Origin of the sequence: Streptomyces sp. NPDC050085, from assembly GCF_044460595.1 — a bacterium.
Taxonomy (GTDB): Bacteria; Actinomycetota; Actinomycetes; order Streptomycetales; family Streptomycetaceae; genus Streptomyces.
Window position 1 is genome coordinate 1 of the sequence record NZ_JBITJZ010000010.1, and the last position, 14,878, is coordinate 14,878.

Annotated in this window: 14 protein-coding genes; 2 read left to right on the top strand and 12 right to left on the bottom strand. The window is 70.4% G+C overall.

What is annotated here, in order from left to right; translation table 11 throughout:
* Positions 1-100: 100 nt before the first annotated feature.
* The 4 genes from ACIBUY_RS30580 to ACIBUY_RS30595 all read right to left on the bottom strand — a co-directional run bounded on the left by ACIBUY_RS30580 (position 101) and on the right by ACIBUY_RS30595 (position 3,854).
* On the bottom strand, positions 101-766 hold the full coding sequence (locus ACIBUY_RS30580; RefSeq protein WP_365579258.1) for a response regulator transcription factor: 666 nt from the start codon (positions 764-766) through the stop codon (positions 101-103).
* Positions 763-2,019 (bottom strand): sensor histidine kinase, encoded by a 1,257-nt coding sequence (locus ACIBUY_RS30585; RefSeq protein WP_399154324.1) that lies wholly within the window; start codon positions 2,017-2,019, stop codon positions 763-765. The genes ACIBUY_RS30580 and ACIBUY_RS30585 overlap by 4 nt, the downstream gene beginning before the upstream one ends.
* A gap of 99 nt (positions 2,020-2,118) precedes the next feature.
* Entirely contained in the window at positions 2,119-2,919 is an 801-nt protein-coding gene (locus ACIBUY_RS30590) for an ABC transporter permease (RefSeq protein WP_399154325.1), read from the bottom strand.
* Positions 2,916-3,854, bottom strand: a complete 939-nt coding sequence (locus ACIBUY_RS30595) for an ATP-binding cassette domain-containing protein (RefSeq protein ID WP_365579252.1) — start codon at positions 3,852-3,854, stop codon at positions 2,916-2,918. The genes ACIBUY_RS30590 and ACIBUY_RS30595 overlap by 4 nt, the downstream gene beginning before the upstream one ends.
* A gap of 105 nt (positions 3,855-3,959) precedes the next feature.
* On the opposite strand from ACIBUY_RS30595, the gene ACIBUY_RS30600 reads away from it, so the two are divergent.
* The gene (locus ACIBUY_RS30600) at positions 3,960-4,511 is read left to right on the top strand and encodes a GNAT family N-acetyltransferase (protein WP_365579250.1); all 552 of its coding nucleotides are present in this window, start codon (positions 3,960-3,962) and stop codon (positions 4,509-4,511) included.
* Positions 4,512-4,543: 32 nt separating this feature from the next.
* Here the strand turns inward: ACIBUY_RS30600 and ACIBUY_RS30605 are convergent, their stop codons facing one another.
* Positions 4,544-5,134 (bottom strand): NADPH-dependent FMN reductase, encoded by a 591-nt coding sequence (locus ACIBUY_RS30605; protein ID WP_399154326.1) that lies wholly within the window; start codon positions 5,132-5,134, stop codon positions 4,544-4,546.
* Between the two features lie 53 nt (positions 5,135-5,187).
* Positions 5,188-6,705: an MFS transporter gene (locus ACIBUY_RS30610; RefSeq protein WP_399154327.1), complete on the bottom strand. Its 1,518-nt coding sequence runs from the start codon at positions 6,703-6,705 to the stop codon at positions 5,188-5,190.
* An 89-nt stretch (positions 6,706-6,794) separates the two neighbouring features.
* Between ACIBUY_RS30610 and ACIBUY_RS30615 the strand changes: the two genes are divergently transcribed.
* Positions 6,795-7,469: a TetR/AcrR family transcriptional regulator gene (locus tag ACIBUY_RS30615; protein WP_365579244.1), complete on the top strand. Its 675-nt coding sequence runs from the start codon at positions 6,795-6,797 to the stop codon at positions 7,467-7,469.
* Here the strand turns inward: ACIBUY_RS30615 and ACIBUY_RS30620 are convergent.
* The 6 genes from ACIBUY_RS30620 to ACIBUY_RS30645 form a co-directional block, all read right to left on the bottom strand.
* Positions 7,466-9,010 (bottom strand): TraM recognition domain-containing protein, encoded by a 1,545-nt coding sequence (locus ACIBUY_RS30620; protein WP_399154328.1) that lies wholly within the window; start codon positions 9,008-9,010, stop codon positions 7,466-7,468. The two genes, ACIBUY_RS30615 and ACIBUY_RS30620, sit on opposite strands and share 4 nt — an antisense overlap.
* Positions 9,011-9,012: 2 nt before the next feature.
* On the bottom strand, positions 9,013-10,428 hold the full coding sequence (locus ACIBUY_RS30625) for an ATP-binding protein (RefSeq protein ID WP_399154329.1): 1,416 nt from the start codon (positions 10,426-10,428) through the stop codon (positions 9,013-9,015).
* 46 nt (positions 10,429-10,474) lie between these two features.
* A complete protein-coding gene (locus ACIBUY_RS30630; protein ID WP_365579238.1) occupies positions 10,475-12,034 on the bottom strand; it encodes an SCO6880 family protein in 1,560 nt (519 codons plus the stop codon).
* Positions 12,031-13,395, bottom strand: coding sequence for a hypothetical protein (locus ACIBUY_RS30635; RefSeq protein WP_399154330.1), 1,365 nt, complete (start codon positions 13,393-13,395; stop codon positions 12,031-12,033). The genes ACIBUY_RS30630 and ACIBUY_RS30635 overlap by 4 nt, the downstream gene beginning before the upstream one ends.
* Positions 13,385-14,206 (bottom strand): hypothetical protein, encoded by an 822-nt coding sequence (locus ACIBUY_RS30640; RefSeq protein WP_399154331.1) that lies wholly within the window; start codon positions 14,204-14,206, stop codon positions 13,385-13,387. Before ACIBUY_RS30640 ends, ACIBUY_RS30635 begins: the two co-directional genes overlap by 11 nt.
* Before the next feature lie 215 nt (positions 14,207-14,421).
* Positions 14,422-14,730, bottom strand: coding sequence for a hypothetical protein (locus ACIBUY_RS30645; RefSeq protein WP_018527881.1), 309 nt, complete (start codon positions 14,728-14,730; stop codon positions 14,422-14,424).
* Between the last annotated feature and the right edge of the window lie 148 nt (positions 14,731-14,878).

Genomic DNA, 14,878 nt, shown 5'->3' on the forward strand with positions numbered 1-14,878 from the left:
GGGGGGACCCTGTGGGAGAGTAGGACGCCGCCGAACTATTTTTGAATGGAAAGCCCCGGACCGGGATACGGTCCGGGGCTTTTCTGCGTTTGGGGGCAATTCAAGAGACCAGTTTCGCGTCGTATGCCACGATGACCGCCTGGACCCTGTCCCTCGCTCCCGTCTTTGCCAGGATGCGGGAGACATGGGTCTTCACCGTCGATTCCGCGAGGTGGAGGCGCTCGGCGATTTCCGAGTTGGTCCAGCCCTGGCCGATGACCGTGAGGATTTCGCGTTCTCGGTCGGTGAGGGCGGCGATGCGCGGGTCGGGGGCCGTGGCGGTGGCCGGTGCCGGGAGATGGTGGACGTACGCGTCGAGGAGGCGCCGGGTCAGGCTCGGGGCCACGATCGCGTCGCCGGCGGCCACCGCGCGGATTCCCGCGAGGAGTTCTTCGGGGAGGGCGTCCTTGATGAGGAAGCCCGAGGCGCCGGCGCGGAGGCCCGCATACGCGTACTCGTCCATGTCGAACGTGGTGAGGATGAGGATGCGCGGGCCGTTGTTCTCCGTGCCCGTCGTGATGATGCGGCGGGTGGCCTCGATGCCGTCCATGCCGGGCATGCGGATGTCCATCAGGACGACGTCCGGGCGGAGTTCGGCCGCCAGGCGGACCGCTTCCGTGCCGGTGCCCGCTTCGCCCGCGACGCTCAGGTCGTCCTGGCTCTCCAGGAGCATGCGGAAGCCGAAGCGTTGCATCGGCTGGTCGTCGACGATGAGGACCGAGGTCACGTGAGCGGTTCCTTAGGGGCGGGAGGGACGGCAGGGACGGGGATGTGGGCCGTTACCTGCCAGCCGCCGGCGGGGTGCGGGGCCGCCTCAAGTGTGCCGTTGTAGAGGGACGTTCGCTCGCGCATTCCCGTCAGGCCCCGGCCGCCGGGGGTCGGAGTGCCGCCCGTGCCGGTGTCGGTGATCGTCAGGGTCACGGCGTTGGGTGCGTAGGAGAAGGAGACCGTGGCCGTGGCCCCCGGGCCTGCGTGTTTGAGGGTGTTGGTGAGCGCTTCCTGGGTGATGCGGTACAGGGCGAGCTGGGTGCCCGGGGGGAGCGGGGGTGGCGTGCCGGTGTCGGTGAGTGTGACGGGGAGGCCTGCCGTGCGGACGCCGTCGATGAGGGCGTCCAGGTCGGTGAGCGTGGGCTGGGGGGTCAACTCGGGGTTGGCATGCGGGAGTTGCTCTGCCGTGGCGTCCAGTAGGCGGCGCAGTTCCGTGAGGGCCTGGCGGCTGGTGGTGGCGATGGCGGTGAGGGCCTGACCTGCTCGTTCCGGGTTGCGGGTGGCCGCGTAGGAGCCGCCGTCGGCGAGGCCCGTGATGACGGAGAGGTTGTGGCCGATGATGTCGTGCATCTCGCGGGCGATCCGAGCGCGTTCGGCGGCGGCGGCGAGCTGGGCCTGTTGGTCGCGTTCGACTTCGAGCTGGCGGGCCCGTTCGACGAGGGAGTTCGTGTAGTCCTGGCGGCTGCGGACGGCGATGCCCAGCAGACCGACCAGGGCGATCGACCAGATCTGGGGGACGACCTGCTGGTCCCAACTGCCCTCCGGGTAGCGGACGGTGCCGATGACCACCGGGATCATCGTCGCCGCGGACGCGAGGAGCAGGGTGCGCAGCGGGAGGCGCAGGGCGACGTTGAAGAGGAGCAGCATCTGGAGGAGTGAGGCCTGGAGGACCGCGCCCGTCCAGCTGTTGACGGCGCCGAAGGCCAGGGCCGCCGCGAGCGCGGGCAGCGGGCGGGTGCGGCGCCACAGCAGGGGCAGCGACAGGCCGAGGCTCAGGGTCAGGAGGAGGGCGTCGGGGACGTCGGTGTTCTGGGCGATGTTGCGCCAGCCGCCGCCCGTGTAGTCGATGAGGGCGGCGATGACGAAGAACCCGGTGAGGAACAGGTCCCAGACCAGTGGGCGGCGCCGGTCGAAGGCGCGGGCCCGCTCGGTGAGCCGCTGGGCGTACCGGGCGAGCGGTTGGGGGTCGCGGGGCTGTTCGTGTTCCGTCACCCGGTCATCATCCTCGTCCCCGTCCCCGTCCTCATCCTCATCCCCGTCCTCGTCCCCGTCCCCGTCCTCGTACGGTCTCAGTGCGGGGGCGGTGCGGCGTCAGACGTCGCGGCGCTTGAGGAGGAAGGCCGAGGTCGCGAGTGCTGCTGCCGCCCACAGGATCAGGCTGATGAGGGCCGCGGTCGGGGAGATGGAGTCGCCGGTCTGTGTGATCGAGCCGAGGGACTCGGAGGCCTTCGTGGGGAAGTAGCGCAGGGCGTCCTGGACGAAGTCCGCCGAGATCATGGCGAGTACCTCGGGCAGGATCAGGACCAGGCCGACGAACGCGCCGATGCCCGCCGGGACCGAGCGCAGCAGTGCGCCGAGGGCGAGGGCGACCAGGCTCAGCAGGGTGACGGCCGCCGCGTTGCCCGCGAGGGCGCCGAGGACGCCGGAGTCGGTGAGGGACAGCGCCTTGTCGGTGTCGGAGAGCCAGATCTGGGCGGCAAGGAAGGTGACGATGTTCGTCGCGAAGGTGAGGGCGAAGGCGAGCGTGGCGAAGACTGTCGCCTTGGACCACAGCACGGGCAGACGGCGCGGCACGGCTGTCAGCGAGGCGCGGATCATGCCGTTCGAGTACTCGCCCGCCGTGATCAGGATGCCGAGGACGGCGACGCAGATCTGGGAGAGCTGGGTGCCCAGGAGGATGAAGGTGATGGTGTCGATCTCGGAGTCGTCGCCGTCGTAGGTGGAACCCATGATGGCGCCGACGGTGATGACCAGCGCGCAGGCGATGGCGAGGGTGAACCAAGTGGAGCGCAGCGTACGGAGTTTGTGCCATTCCGAGTGCAGGACGCGGCGCGGCGTCACGGCGTAGGGAGTGGGAGTGGGAGTAGGGGTGGGGGTGGTCGTCGTGGTCATCGTGCGGCTCCCGTCAGGGGCTTGCCGGTGGTCGCCTGGTACTCGACCTCGTCGTGGGTGAGGTTCATGAACGCCTGCTCCAACGAGGCGGTCTGCGGGGTGAGTTCGAAGAGCGGGATCCCGTGGGTGGCGGCGAGCCGGCCGATGTCCGGGGCCTCGATGCCGCGCACGTGGAGGGTGTCGGGGGTCTCGACCGTCGCTTCCGCGCGGGTCAGCAGGTCGAGGAGGCGGGGGGCTTCCGGGGTGACCACCTTGACGTAGGCGGCGCCCGATTCGCGGACGAGGTCGGCGACCGTGGTGTCCGCGAGGAGGCGGCCGCGGCCGATGACCACCAGATGGTCCGCGGTCAGCGCCATCTCGCTCATCAGGTGCGAGGAGATCAGGACCGTACGGCCTTGCTGGGCAAGGGACTTGAGGAGGTTGCGGATCCACAGGACGCCCTCGGGGTCCAGGCCGTTGACGGGTTCGTCGAGGACGACCGCGGCCGGGTCGCCGAGCAGGGCGGCGGCGATGCCGAGGCGCTGGCCCATGCCGAGGGAGAAGCCCTTCACGCGTTTGCCCGCCACGTCGCTCAGGCCCGTGAGGTCGAGGACGTGCTCGACGCGGGAGCGCGGGATGCCGTGCGTGTGGGCGAGGGCCATGAGGTGGTGGAAGGCGGTGCGGCCCGGGTGGACCGCCTTGGCCTCGAGGAGCGCGCCGACCTCGGTGAGGGGGGCGGCGTGGGTGGCGTAGGCGCGGCCGCCGATCGTGGCACGCCCTGCGGTCGGGGCGTCCAGGCCGAGGAGCATGCGCAGGGTCGTGGACTTGCCGGCGCCGTTCGGGCCGAGGAAGCCGGTGATCGTGCCGGGCTCGACCGTGAAGGTCAGGTCGTCGACGGCGGTCCTGCCGGACTTGCCGCCATAGCGTTTGGTGAGGCCGTGGGCTCGGATCGTCATGCCTACGAAGATGCCGCGCGGCAGGGGCGGCCCGCGTCCGTCCGCGGCATCGAGCTGGGGAAAAGGCGTAGTACCGGGGTACTACGGGGCCTTAGGGTGCGCTTCATGGATGAGAAGTACGAGGTCAGGGCCGTACGGGCCGACGAGTGGCGGGACGTGAGGCAGCTGCGGCTCGACGCGCTGCAGGATCCGGCGGCGCCGATCGCGTTCCTCGAGACGTACGAGCAGGCGCTGGAGCGTCCCGACTCGTTCTGGCAGGACCGGGCGGCCGGGGCCTCGCACGGGACGGCGGCGCGGCAGTTCGTGGCCGTCGCCGAGAGCGGGCGGTGGCTCGGGACGGTCGTGACGCTGGTCGAGGAGGCCGGGGCCGACGACATCTTCGGGTATCCGGTCGAGCGGCGGCAGGCGCAGCTCGTGGGCGTGTTCGTGCGGCCCGAGGCGCGGGGGTGCGGGGTGACCGAGGCGCTGTTCACCGCGGCCAGTGCGTGGGGGTTCTCGCTGGAGGGGCTCGAGCGGGTGCGGCTGCATGTGCACGAGGACAACGCGCGGGCCGAGGCGTTCTATCGGAAGTTCGGGTTCGTCCGCACCGGAAGGGTCGTCCCGGAACCGGGCGACCCCTCCAAGGTGGACTACGAGATGGTGCTTACGTCTCTTTAGGTCACTGGCTCTTCAGATCCCCGGACGCGGAGTTATGCGTACGGTCGTGCCGCGCGGGCCGTGCGCAGGGCGTGGGCCCACCAGTCCAGCTGGTCGAGGAGGACCTTGGCGGCGCCGGCCGCGCCCTGCGGGTCGTGGGCCGGGCCGTCCTCGGCGAAGAGGTCCGCCGTCGCGCGGTGGAAGCTGACTCCGTCGCGGACCGTGGTGCAGTGCAACTCGGCGAAGACCAGGCGGAGTTGCTCCACCGCGCGCAGGCCGCCCGCCACGCCGCCGTACGAGACGAAGCCGACGGGCTTGGCCTTCCACTCCTTCATGTGCAGGTCGATGAAGTGCTTCAGGTGGGCGGGGAAGCTGCGGTTGTACTCCGGGGTGACGATCACGAAGGCGTCCGCGGCGGCTACGCGGGCCGCCAACTCGGCCTGTTCCGGGGTGGGTTCGTGGCCCCAGGCCGGGTGTGTGTCGGGGAGCGCCAGGTCGGCCAGGTCGATGACGTCGAAGTGGGTCGTGGGGGCGTGGGTCCTGGCCTGGGTGGTGAACCAGGTGCCCACCGTGGGCGCGAGGCGGCCGTCCCGGGTCGAGCCGATGACGATGGCTACGCGGAGGGGGGTCTGGGTGGAAGTCATGTCGAGGTGCTCCTGGGGTGTGGTGGGACGTGCCGGATCGGTGTGTGCGTAGATCACGTGGTTGTTCGGGGCCGCTCGGGGGTGCGCCCTGGGGTCAGAAGGCGGTGGACCAGTGCCGCCAGTGCTGTCGTCAGGGCCGTCACCGTCCACAGCGTCACCCGCCACGCCGAGGTGAACTCCGCCGTGTGGCCCGCCGCTCCCGCTTGGACGTGCGCCGCCAACTCCCCTGATCCCAGGCGGGATTCGAGTGCCGTCAGCATGATCGCGCCGAAGGCCGTGAGCATGACGGCGCCCGTGCCGCCGCGGACCGTGTTGAGGAAGCCGGAGGCCATGCCGACCTCGGATGCGGGGACCATCGACATGGCCTGGGCGTCGATGATGCCGATGGACAGGCCCTGGCCCGCGCCGATGGTGAGCAGGGGGCCCGCCAGGGCGGTGGCGGAGATGCCGGGGTGGAGCGTGGTGAGCCAGGCGTTGCCCGCGGCGATCAGGAGCAGGGACAGGACCAGGAGGTGCCGGGCCGGCACGCCCCGGTTGACCAGGCGGGCGCCGAGCGGCGGCAGGGCCAGGATCGGGCCGGTCATCAGCAGCAGGGTCAGGCCCGCGGCCCGGGCCGACGTGCCGCCTGCGCCCTGGAGGTACGTGGGCAGGAAGGTGAGGACGCCGGTGGTGCCCGCGCCGAGGCCGAAGGAGCCGACGGCCCAGCCGAGGAACGCCGGGTTGCGGGTGAGCCGCGGATCGAGGATCGGGCGGCCCGAGCCGGTGCGGACGAGGCGCTGCTCGACGCGGACGAACGTGCGGAGCAGGGCCGCTGCCGCCGCCGCGGGGAGCAGTGTGCCGGCCGATGTCCACCCGGACTTGGAGCCCTGGGTGACGGCGAAGAGCGCGAGGGCCAGGCCTGCGATGAACGTGGCCGCGCCCGCCTTGTCGACCCGCGGCCGGGTCTCGGCCCTGGACTCCGCCATCAGCCGGGTGCCGATGACGATGACGGTGCCCACAGCGGCGTAGGACAGGAAGGTGGCGCGCCAGCCGACCGCGTCGACGAGCCAGCCGGAGAAGGTGGGGCCGAAGGCGAGGCCGAGGCCCGCTGTCGTGCCGAGCGAGGCGAAGACGCGGGTGCGGGCCGTCCCGGTGAAGGTGGCCGCGAGCAGCGAGCCGCCGCTGGCCATGACGCCGGCGGCGCCGATGCCGGACACGATGCGGACCGCGTCCAGGAGCAGGATGTGGTCGACGAGGGCCGAGCCGACCGTGCCCGCCGTGTAGAGGGCCGCGCCCGCCGTGAGGATCCGGCGGCGGCCGTACAGATCGCCGAGCGAGCCGGCGACCAGCATCAGCGAGGACGCGGCGAGGAAGTAGCCGACGACGACCCACTGCAGGGTCGCGCCGGATGCGCCGAGGTCGGCTCCGATGCGGGGCAGCGCCACCGTGGTGCCGGACATCGCCATGGGGAGCGTGAGCATGCCGAGGAGGACGACGGCGAGCGTGACCGTGGGGCGGGTGGGTCGAGTGAGAGGGGTGGGGCGGCTGCCGCCGACTTCGCGGGCCGCCGAAGCCGGGGGTTCGGTTGCCATGCCGGTAAAGTACAACCGGGGTTGTAGTTAGTGCAACGGTCGTTGTACCTAGGTCTCTGTGCCTAGGCTGGACGGGACGGAGGTGCGAGATGGCGGGACGGGAATCGGCGGCGCCGCGCAAGGGCACGGTCGAGAAGCGGCAGGCGCTGCTGCGCGGGGCGCGCACGGTCTTCGGGCGCGAGGGGTACACGCGCGCGGGCATCGACGAGATCGCGGCCGAGGCCGGAGTCTCGACGCGCACCCTCTACAACCACTTCGGCGGCAAGGAGAACCTCTTCCGTGAGGCACTCCTCGACAGCGCGGCCGCCGTCACCGCCGCCCATGTCGCCATCGCCGAACGGCACTTGAGCAAGGTCACCGACGTGGAGAAGGACCTGCTCGCCTTCGCCCGGGAATGGATGGGGCGGCGCGGCGACCACGACGCGCACATGCTGCTCGTCCGCCAGATCATCGCCGAGGGGCACCATCTGCCCGCGGGCGTCGTCGAGGAGTGGCAGCGCATCGGCCCGCGCGCGACGGTCGAGGCGGTGCGCGCGCGGTTCGTCGAGATCGGCGAGCAGGGCCTGTTGGCGGTAGACAAGGCCAACTCCGCCGAAGCGGCACGGTACTTCATGCTGTTGGTGCCGGGGTCCGTGACCGTCGACACGTACTACGGCGTCGTGCCGATGTCGGCGGCGGAGGTCGACGCGCGCGTGGAGAGCGGTGTCGCCACGTTCTTGAGGCTCTACTCGGTCCGGGCGGCCCGGAGTTCGAACAGGGCCTAGACGGTGGGGAGTTCGGCGTCCGGCCAGCGCGTGCGGCCCTGTTCCCGGGACCGGAGCAGGGCCAAGGTCACCAGGCCTCGGTCCGCTCCGGTGGACAGCAGCTCCGGGAGCTGGGGAAGAGGAGCCACTGCCGCGACGTCGTCCAGGACGAACGTCATTGGTGGGTCGAGCCGACCGGCGGGTGACCTTTCGGCCATGCGGCGGCCGCGCTCGACCACGCTCGAGGCGAGGGCCGTCAGGAGCGGCATGGCGCCGGGATTCGCCTTGGGGTCCTCGATGGGTTCACCCACCAGGTAAAGCGTGCCCCCTTCATCGACGAAGGAATCCAGGGTGAGCGCATCAGTTCGGTTGGGATTGCACGCCTCGCGGATGTGGACCGAGAAGAGCGAGGACAGGGCGCGGGCCGTCAACTCCTGTGCTACGTCGCGGCGTTCGGGGTGCGAGGTGAGTGCCGCCTCCAGTTCGCCCGCGGCGCCGGACGCCGCCTTCGGGCTCGTCCGCAGGATGCGTACGGCGTCCTGGACCTGGCTGCCCTGGGCCCAGCGGTGCACGTGCCGGAACGGTTTGCCGTCCACGGCGGCCGCGTGCAGATAGCTGCGCAGCAGGGTGTCGGCGGTTTCGGCCACCGCCGAGTCGAGTCTGGCCGTCGGCCTTATCGGGGCGAGCAGTGCGGTGGCGCGGGTGGCCGCAATTGCCTTGTCCTCGCAGCCCGTTGCTGGGTTCCAGTGCATTCTGGCCGGGGTGTCGCACAGGTGCGCCGGGTCGTACAGGAGGACCGGGCCCAGCTTGGCCCGGGCGTCCTTCGTCTCCGCCCACACGTCCGGGGCGGAGGTGATGACCAGGGCCGGGCCCTCGGCGTCCCGGATCGCCTGTACGGCCAGGGGGTGGCGGTCGGACGGGGGGCCCAGGAGGAGAGGGCCTCGCGGGGCGGGGACGGGGGTCACCGGGGGTGTGGGTTCGGGTTCAGTGGGGTGGAAAGCGGGCGTCTGCGTGGCTGGGGCTTCGGGTTCGCTGACGGTTGTCCGTGGTTGCTCGCGCCCCGCGGCGGAGCCGCTGATCGGCACGGGCCCGCGCTCCTGGGGCACCTGTGTCTGCTCGGGGGTGTGCCCACGGCCCCGAGGCACCTGTGTCTGCTCGGCGGGGGTGTGCTCGCGGGCCTGGCGGAGCGCCTCTCGCTCCCTGGCCCTCACCGCCCGCCACCGCGCCACCGTCCCCGCCACGAAGATCGCCAGCACCACCAGGATCATCAACTGGCCGATGACCAGGCCCCAGACGAGCCCGTACCCCGTGAGTTCGTCCTTCGGGGTGTTCGGCCAGGCGCCGACGATGTCGTGCGGCCGGGCGACCAACGACCGCATGGCCAGCGGTGTATGACCGAACGTCACGTTCTCTGGCCACGCGCCCTTGGCGAACAGGCCCGCCAGCCCCGTCGCCGTCCACACCATGATCGTCATGCCCAGCAGGAACGCCAGGACGCCGACCAGGAGGCTGTCGGGGACGCCCCGGCCGCGCTCCTCCCGGTAACGCCGTTCATCGCGCATCGTCACGCCACCGTGGACTCGGACGAGTCGCTCAGCCGCTGCTCGACGAAGGCAGCCGCCCGCTCCTCGGCCTCCAACTCGGCGGCGTACAGGGCATCGTCACCGAGCGTCTCGGCGGACGACTCGGTCATGGCGCGGTCGGTGAAGACCAGTGGCCGTTCCGTCTCGGTGACCAGGTGTTTGACCACTTGGACGTTGCCGTTGACGTCCCAGACGGCGATGCCGGGCGTGAGCGTGGGGATGATCTCGACGGCCCATCTGGGCAGGCCCAACACCCGTCCCGTGGCCCGTGCCTCGTCCGCCTTCTGGGCGTAGATCGTCCGCGTGGAGGCCATCTTGAGGATCGCGGCCGCCTCCTTGGCCGCCGCCCCGTCGACCACGTCGGACAGGTGGTGGACGACCGCCACGAAGGACAGGCCGAGCCGGCGCCCGAACTTCAGCAGGCGCTGGAACAGCTGCGCCACGAAAGGGGAGTTGATGATGTGCCACGCCTCTTCGACGAGGAAGATGCGCTTCTTGCGGTCGGGGCGGATCCAGGTGTGTTCGAGCCAGACGCCGACGATCGCCATCAGGATGGGCATGGCGATGGAGTTGCGGTCGATGTGGGAGAGGTCGAAGACGATGAGGGGCGCGTCGAGGTCGATGCCGACCGTCGTCGGGCCGTCGAACATGCCGCGCAGGTCGCCGTCGACGAGCCGGTCGAGGACGAGAGCGACGTCGAGTCCCCAGGCGCGTACGTCCTCTATGGCGACGTTCATCGCCTCGGCCGACTCCGGTTCCGGGTGGCGCAGTTGCTCGACGATGTCGGTGAGGACGGGCTGCCGCTCGACGAACGTCTCGTTGACGTAGGCGTGCGCGACCTTGAGCGCGAAGCCGGAGCGCTCGTCGAGGCCGTGGCCCATCGCGACCTCGATGATCGTGCGGAGCAGCGCGAGCTGGCCCGTCGTCGTGATCGCCGGGTCGAGCGGGTTGAGGCGGATCCCCATGTCGAGGGCGGCGGTCGGGTCGAGCCGGATGGGAGTTATCCCCAGCTCCTGCGCGATGAGGTTCCACTCGCCGACCCCGTCCTCACCCTGCGCGTCGAGGACGACGACCTGCCGGTCACGGAACCTCAACTGCCGCAGCACGTAAGTCTTTTCGAGGGCGGACTTGCCGTTGCCGGACTCGCCGAGCACCAGCCAGTGGGGGGCCGGGAGCTGCTGTCCGTACAGCTGGAAGGGGTCGTAGATGTAGCCCTTGCCCGAGTAGACCTCGCGCCCGATGATCACGCCGGAGTCACCGAGTCCGGGTGCGGCGGTGGGCAGGTAGACGGCCTGGGCCTGGCCCGTCGACGTACGCACGGGCAGCCGGGTCGTCTCCACCTTTCCGAACAGGAAGGAGGTGAAGGCGTCCGTGAGGAGGGACAACGGATCCCGCATGTGCAGCGCCTACCTTCTGGCCTTGTGAAACATGAGGACCACGGGACTACCGTCGGATGCCGGTGGCGAACGGCAACGTGTTCACGAACGCCCGGTGGTGCTCACGATCGCACCACTCCAGCTTCAGATACGACTTGCCTGCCGAGGCACGGATGGTGCGCTTGTCGCGGGCGAGCGCGTCCGGGTTGCGGGACGAGACGGTGATGTACCCGACGAGGTTGACGCCTGCCGCGCCGCTCGCCAGGTCCTCGCCGCGCTGGTCGAGACGGCCGTGGGCGGCGATGTCGCGCGGGTCGACGGTCCGGTTCATCTTGGCGGCGCGGGACGCCTCCGCCTCGTCGTTCGTCTTCTCGGTCAGCATGCGCTCGATGGCGATCTCGGTGGGTTCGAGGTCCATCGTGACGGCGACGGTCCGGATGACGTCCGGGGTGTGAACGAGGAGCGGAGCGAGGAAGTTGACGCCGACCGGTGTCATCGGCCACTCCTTGACCCAGGCCGTGGCGTGGCACCAGGGCGCACGCGTCGACGACTCGCGCGTCTTCGCCTGCAGATAGGTCGGCTCCATCGCGTCCAGCTCGGCGGGCCACGCATTGCGCTTGGTCATCGCCTGGATGTGGTCGATGGGGTGGTCCGGGTCGTACATGGAGTGGATGAGGGAGGCCAGCCGCCCCTGCCCGAGCGGCTGCCGTACGCGGATGTCGGCTTCCTGCAACCGCGAGCAGATGTCGGTCAGTTCACGCGCCATGACGACGGCGAGCCCGGCGTCCCGGTCGACCTTCTTGCCGGCCTTGGGGCGTGAGGCGCGCGCCATGGCGTTGGCCTCGGCGGCGAGCTCGCGCGTGAAGTGCATGCACGCCACCAGATAGGCCCGGTGCTGCTCGCTGCTGGTCGACACCATGGACTGCAGCTGGTCGTACGACTCCTGCAGCCAGCCGAGCGAGCGGTCGTCGCCGCGTACGGCCACGTCCTTGGCGTGCGCGTCCGGGTCGGCGGGCAGCGTACGGGCGAGCATCTGGAGGCGGGTCACGAACCCGTCCCCGTTGGCCACGTGCTTCAGCAGTGTCCCGAAGCGGTCGACGAGCGCTTCCTGGTCCTCCGAGTCGCGCAGGCCGACGCCCGGACCCTCGATCTCGATGGCGGCCGTCACGGTCCGCCGGTCGGCGTGCAGCAGCACGGCGATCTCGTCGGGCCCGAAGGGAGCGGCGAGCCAGGTCAGCCGGCCGATCCCGGGCGGCGGCCCGATCTCGACCTCGCGCCCGTCGAACCGCGTGCCGGCCTCCATGGTGCGGGACCGGTAGGCGGAGCCGCGCTTCAGCTGCCGCTTGTAACTCCGGTTGATCTCGAACCACTTGTAGAAGGTGCGGTGCTTGTACGGGATGTAGACCGCGGCCAGGGCGAGCAGCGGAAAGCCCATGAGCAGCACGATGCGCAGGGACAGTACGGGCACGAGGAGCCCGCACATCATGCCGAGGAAGGCACCGCCGATGATCAGTGCGAGCTCGCCGGACTCGCGGTTCCTGCCGACGATCGCGTTCGGCCGGGCCCGGCCGATCAGATATGTACGGCGGGGCGTGACCTGTGGGGACACATGGGACTGGGTCGTCAACGCCCTGCACCTCCTTGCCTGTTGCCGTTGCTACTCGTGTCGCCCCCGCGGCCGCGGCTCGCGTGCGGGGTGTTCGTGGGGCTGGTGCGGGGCGGGGGTGCGGCGGAGGGGACAGTTCCGCCGCCGCCCCCTGAGGCGGCCGGGCGACTGCTGTGCGCGGCCACGCCGCCGGACACGGGGTTGGCCGGGCGGCCCTGGGACGCGCCGCCGTTGTTGCCCGAACCCCCGCTGTCCGAACGGCTGCTGTGGGTCTTGATGCCCTGCGAGACGAGTGAGGCGGGCGAGGAGATGACGGCCGCGGCCTTGCCCTCGGCGCCCTGCATGATCCGGTTCTTGCGTACGTTGGCCATCTCGTCGCCGAAGCCCGGGACGAAGCGGTAGATCATGCCGCTCGCGAAGATGGCCAGCAGGACGATGGCGAGCCCGGACACCACGGCGGCCAGCGAATCGGGCCCGCCGCTGCTGGTCGACAGCGCTCCGGCGAGACCCAGCACGATCACGATGACGGGTTTCACGAGGATGACGGCGACCATGATCCCGACCCAGCGGCGGACATGGCCCCACAGGTTCTTGTCGACGAGGCCCGAGTACACGACGACGCCGAGCAGCGCGCCCACGTAGAGCAGGACGGCGCGGAGATAGAGCTCGAGGTACAGCACCCCGGCCGCGATGATCGACACGAGCGACACGACGATCAGCATGATCGGGCCGCCGCCGATGTCGTTGCCCTGCTTGAGGGCCTGCGAGAACGTCCCGAAGAACGTGTCCGTCTGATTGCCGGTCGCCTTCGCGAGTACGTCTGTGACGCCGTCCGTGGCGGAGACGACCGTGTACAGGATGAGCGGGGTGAACGCGGAGGCGAGGACGGTCAGCCAGAGGAATCCGACGGCCTCGGACAGCGCGGTGCTCAGCGGGACGCCCCGCACGGCGCGCTTGGCCACGGCGAGCAGCCACAGCAGGATGGTCAGGACGGTCGACGCGGCGAACACCACGGCGTACTGCTGCAGGAACTTCTGGTTGGTGAAGTCGACTTCGGCCGTCTTCTGCACGGCCTCACTGAGCTTGTCGACGGTCCATGACGCGGCGTCGGCACAGCCCTTGGCGAGGCTGGACAGGGGGTCGAGGGGGTTCTCGGTGCCGGGGGGCATGTTCCCGCCGGTGGTGCCGCCGGTGGAACCGGAGCCCTTGTCGTCGCGCTGGCAGTACGCCTTGGCGGGGCCGCGGATGAGGTCGCAGGGATCGCTGGAGGGGGTGGGAGTGGGCGCGGCGAACGCCCGGGTCGCGAGCAGCACCGCTGTGGTCTGAACGGCGGTGACAGTTGCGGCGAGGGTGAGGGTGCGGCGCCGGCGGCTAGCGGGCATAGGTGAAGCCTCCGTACTCCTCCACGGCCTTCGCCATGTCGTCGGCCGTCGAGGCCCGTTGGTCGCGGCCGACCGGGACTGGGCCGTCCTTCTGCGTGAAGTCCTCCACCTTCCAGTCACCGTTGACCCAGCGCATCCGGTAGCTATTCGTGTACCAGCTCTCGGACACCGGATTCTTGGTGCCTTCACCGGCCAGGCCGAACAGGGACGAGTACCAGATCGAGACGGTCGCGGTGTCGCCCTGGAACGCGGTCGTCTTCGTACCGACCGGGATGATGCGGGAGACGAACGTGGTGCCGCTCGGCGCGGTGCCGTCCTTGTTGAGGCCGATGCTCGTCAGGAAGGCTTCGTCGGAGTACACCTTGTCGAGGTCACCCCTGCGGGCGGCTGCTGTCGACGGCGTATAGACGGCGTCGACGACCCGGTCCCGCTTGGTCTTGTCGAACATGTCGGCGGAGCCCAACTGCACCGCGTAATTCGCCGCCGCCGACTGAACACCCTGCTCATCATGCGCGAACCCTGAACCGACCGGCTTCGTGCCGGTCGGGGCCGTGGGGGACGAACCGGCCCGGGACCCCGCGCTCCCGTTGTCGCCGGAGGAACCGTCGTCGCCACCCCGGTTCGCGAAGGCGATCGCCGCGATGAGGAGGACCACGACCCCGACCACGGTGACCAGGGAACGGGACGACGTGCGGCCCGATCTGCGCGCGCCCCCGTACACGTCGCTGCCCGAGCCCTCGGGCAGCCGCGTCCGGGTCTGGCCGGTGCCGCCGTAGACGTCGTCGTCGCTGTGCCGACCGTCAAGACTCATCTCGGGTTCGCCCCCTCAAGCCCCGCGCGTGCATCTCCGCGTACTTCTCCGCGTACGACGGTAGCCGCCCTGGTTCGCCTGGGGGCGTGGTGTGGTGACTGGACATCAGGGACACGGGACCTCAGCCATGGGGCGCAAGAGCGAGCGGGGACTAGGGAGTCGGGCAGGACGGGGACGGGCCGGGACTGAGGTGGGAGACCGGACGGACCCGGGGGCTAGACGGCCATGCCGTACACGATCGTGAACAGCGTGCCGAGCGAACCGATGATGAAGACGCCGGTCAGGCCCGCGATGATCAGGCCCTTGCCCTGTTCGGCGCTGAAGGTGTCGCGCAGGGCCGTCGCCCCGATCCGTTGCTTGGCGGCGCCCCAGATCGCGATGCCGAGGCAGAGCAGGATGGCCACCGCCATCACCACCTCGATCATCACGCGTGCCTCGTTGCCCAGGCTCCCGAACGGGCCCCAGTCGGGGGCGATCCCGCCGATGATGGTCGTGATGTCGCCCTTTTCGGCTGCCAGCAGCATGTGTAACTCACCGCCCCAAGTGGGTAGTTCTGTCGCCCCCGCCGCAGCGCAGAGGTCAGGCCTATTCTTCCTCAGAACGTCGCCCATGCCTGCCGACTTGGCGCCATTCGTTGGCCGAGTTTCTCCGTAGGGATGCCGGTGGGACGGA

What these genes read in the sequence shown, in the direction of transcription:
- ACIBUY_RS30590 (WP_399154325.1), bottom strand. Translation starts at nt 2,919, where the DNA reads ATGACCACGACGACCACCCCCACCCCTACTCCCACTCCCACTCCCTAC.
- ACIBUY_RS30595 (WP_365579252.1), bottom strand. Translation starts at nt 3,854, where the DNA reads ATGACGATCCGAGCCCACGGCCTCACCAAACGCTATGGCGGCAAGTCC.
- ACIBUY_RS30600 (WP_365579250.1), top strand. Translation starts at nt 3,960, where the DNA reads ATGGATGAGAAGTACGAGGTCAGGGCCGTACGGGCCGACGAGTGGCGG.
- ACIBUY_RS30605 (WP_399154326.1), bottom strand. Translation starts at nt 5,134, where the DNA reads ATGACTTCCACCCAGACCCCCCTCCGCGTAGCCATCGTCATCGGCTCG.
- ACIBUY_RS30610 (WP_399154327.1), bottom strand. Translation starts at nt 6,705, where the DNA reads ATGGCAACCGAACCCCCGGCTTCGGCGGCCCGCGAAGTCGGCGGCAGC.
- ACIBUY_RS30615 (WP_365579244.1), top strand. Translation starts at nt 6,795, where the DNA reads ATGGCGGGACGGGAATCGGCGGCGCCGCGCAAGGGCACGGTCGAGAAG.
- ACIBUY_RS30620 (WP_399154328.1), bottom strand. Translation starts at nt 9,010, where the DNA reads ATGCGCGATGAACGGCGTTACCGGGAGGAGCGCGGCCGGGGCGTCCCC.
- ACIBUY_RS30625 (WP_399154329.1), bottom strand. Translation starts at nt 10,428, where the DNA reads ATGCGGGATCCGTTGTCCCTCCTCACGGACGCCTTCACCTCCTTCCTG.
- ACIBUY_RS30635 (WP_399154330.1), bottom strand. Translation starts at nt 13,395, where the DNA reads ATGCCCGCTAGCCGCCGGCGCCGCACCCTCACCCTCGCCGCAACTGTC.
- ACIBUY_RS30640 (WP_399154331.1), bottom strand. Translation starts at nt 14,206, where the DNA reads ATGAGTCTTGACGGTCGGCACAGCGACGACGACGTCTACGGCGGCACC.
- ACIBUY_RS30645 (WP_018527881.1), bottom strand. Translation starts at nt 14,730, where the DNA reads ATGCTGCTGGCAGCCGAAAAGGGCGACATCACGACCATCATCGGCGGG.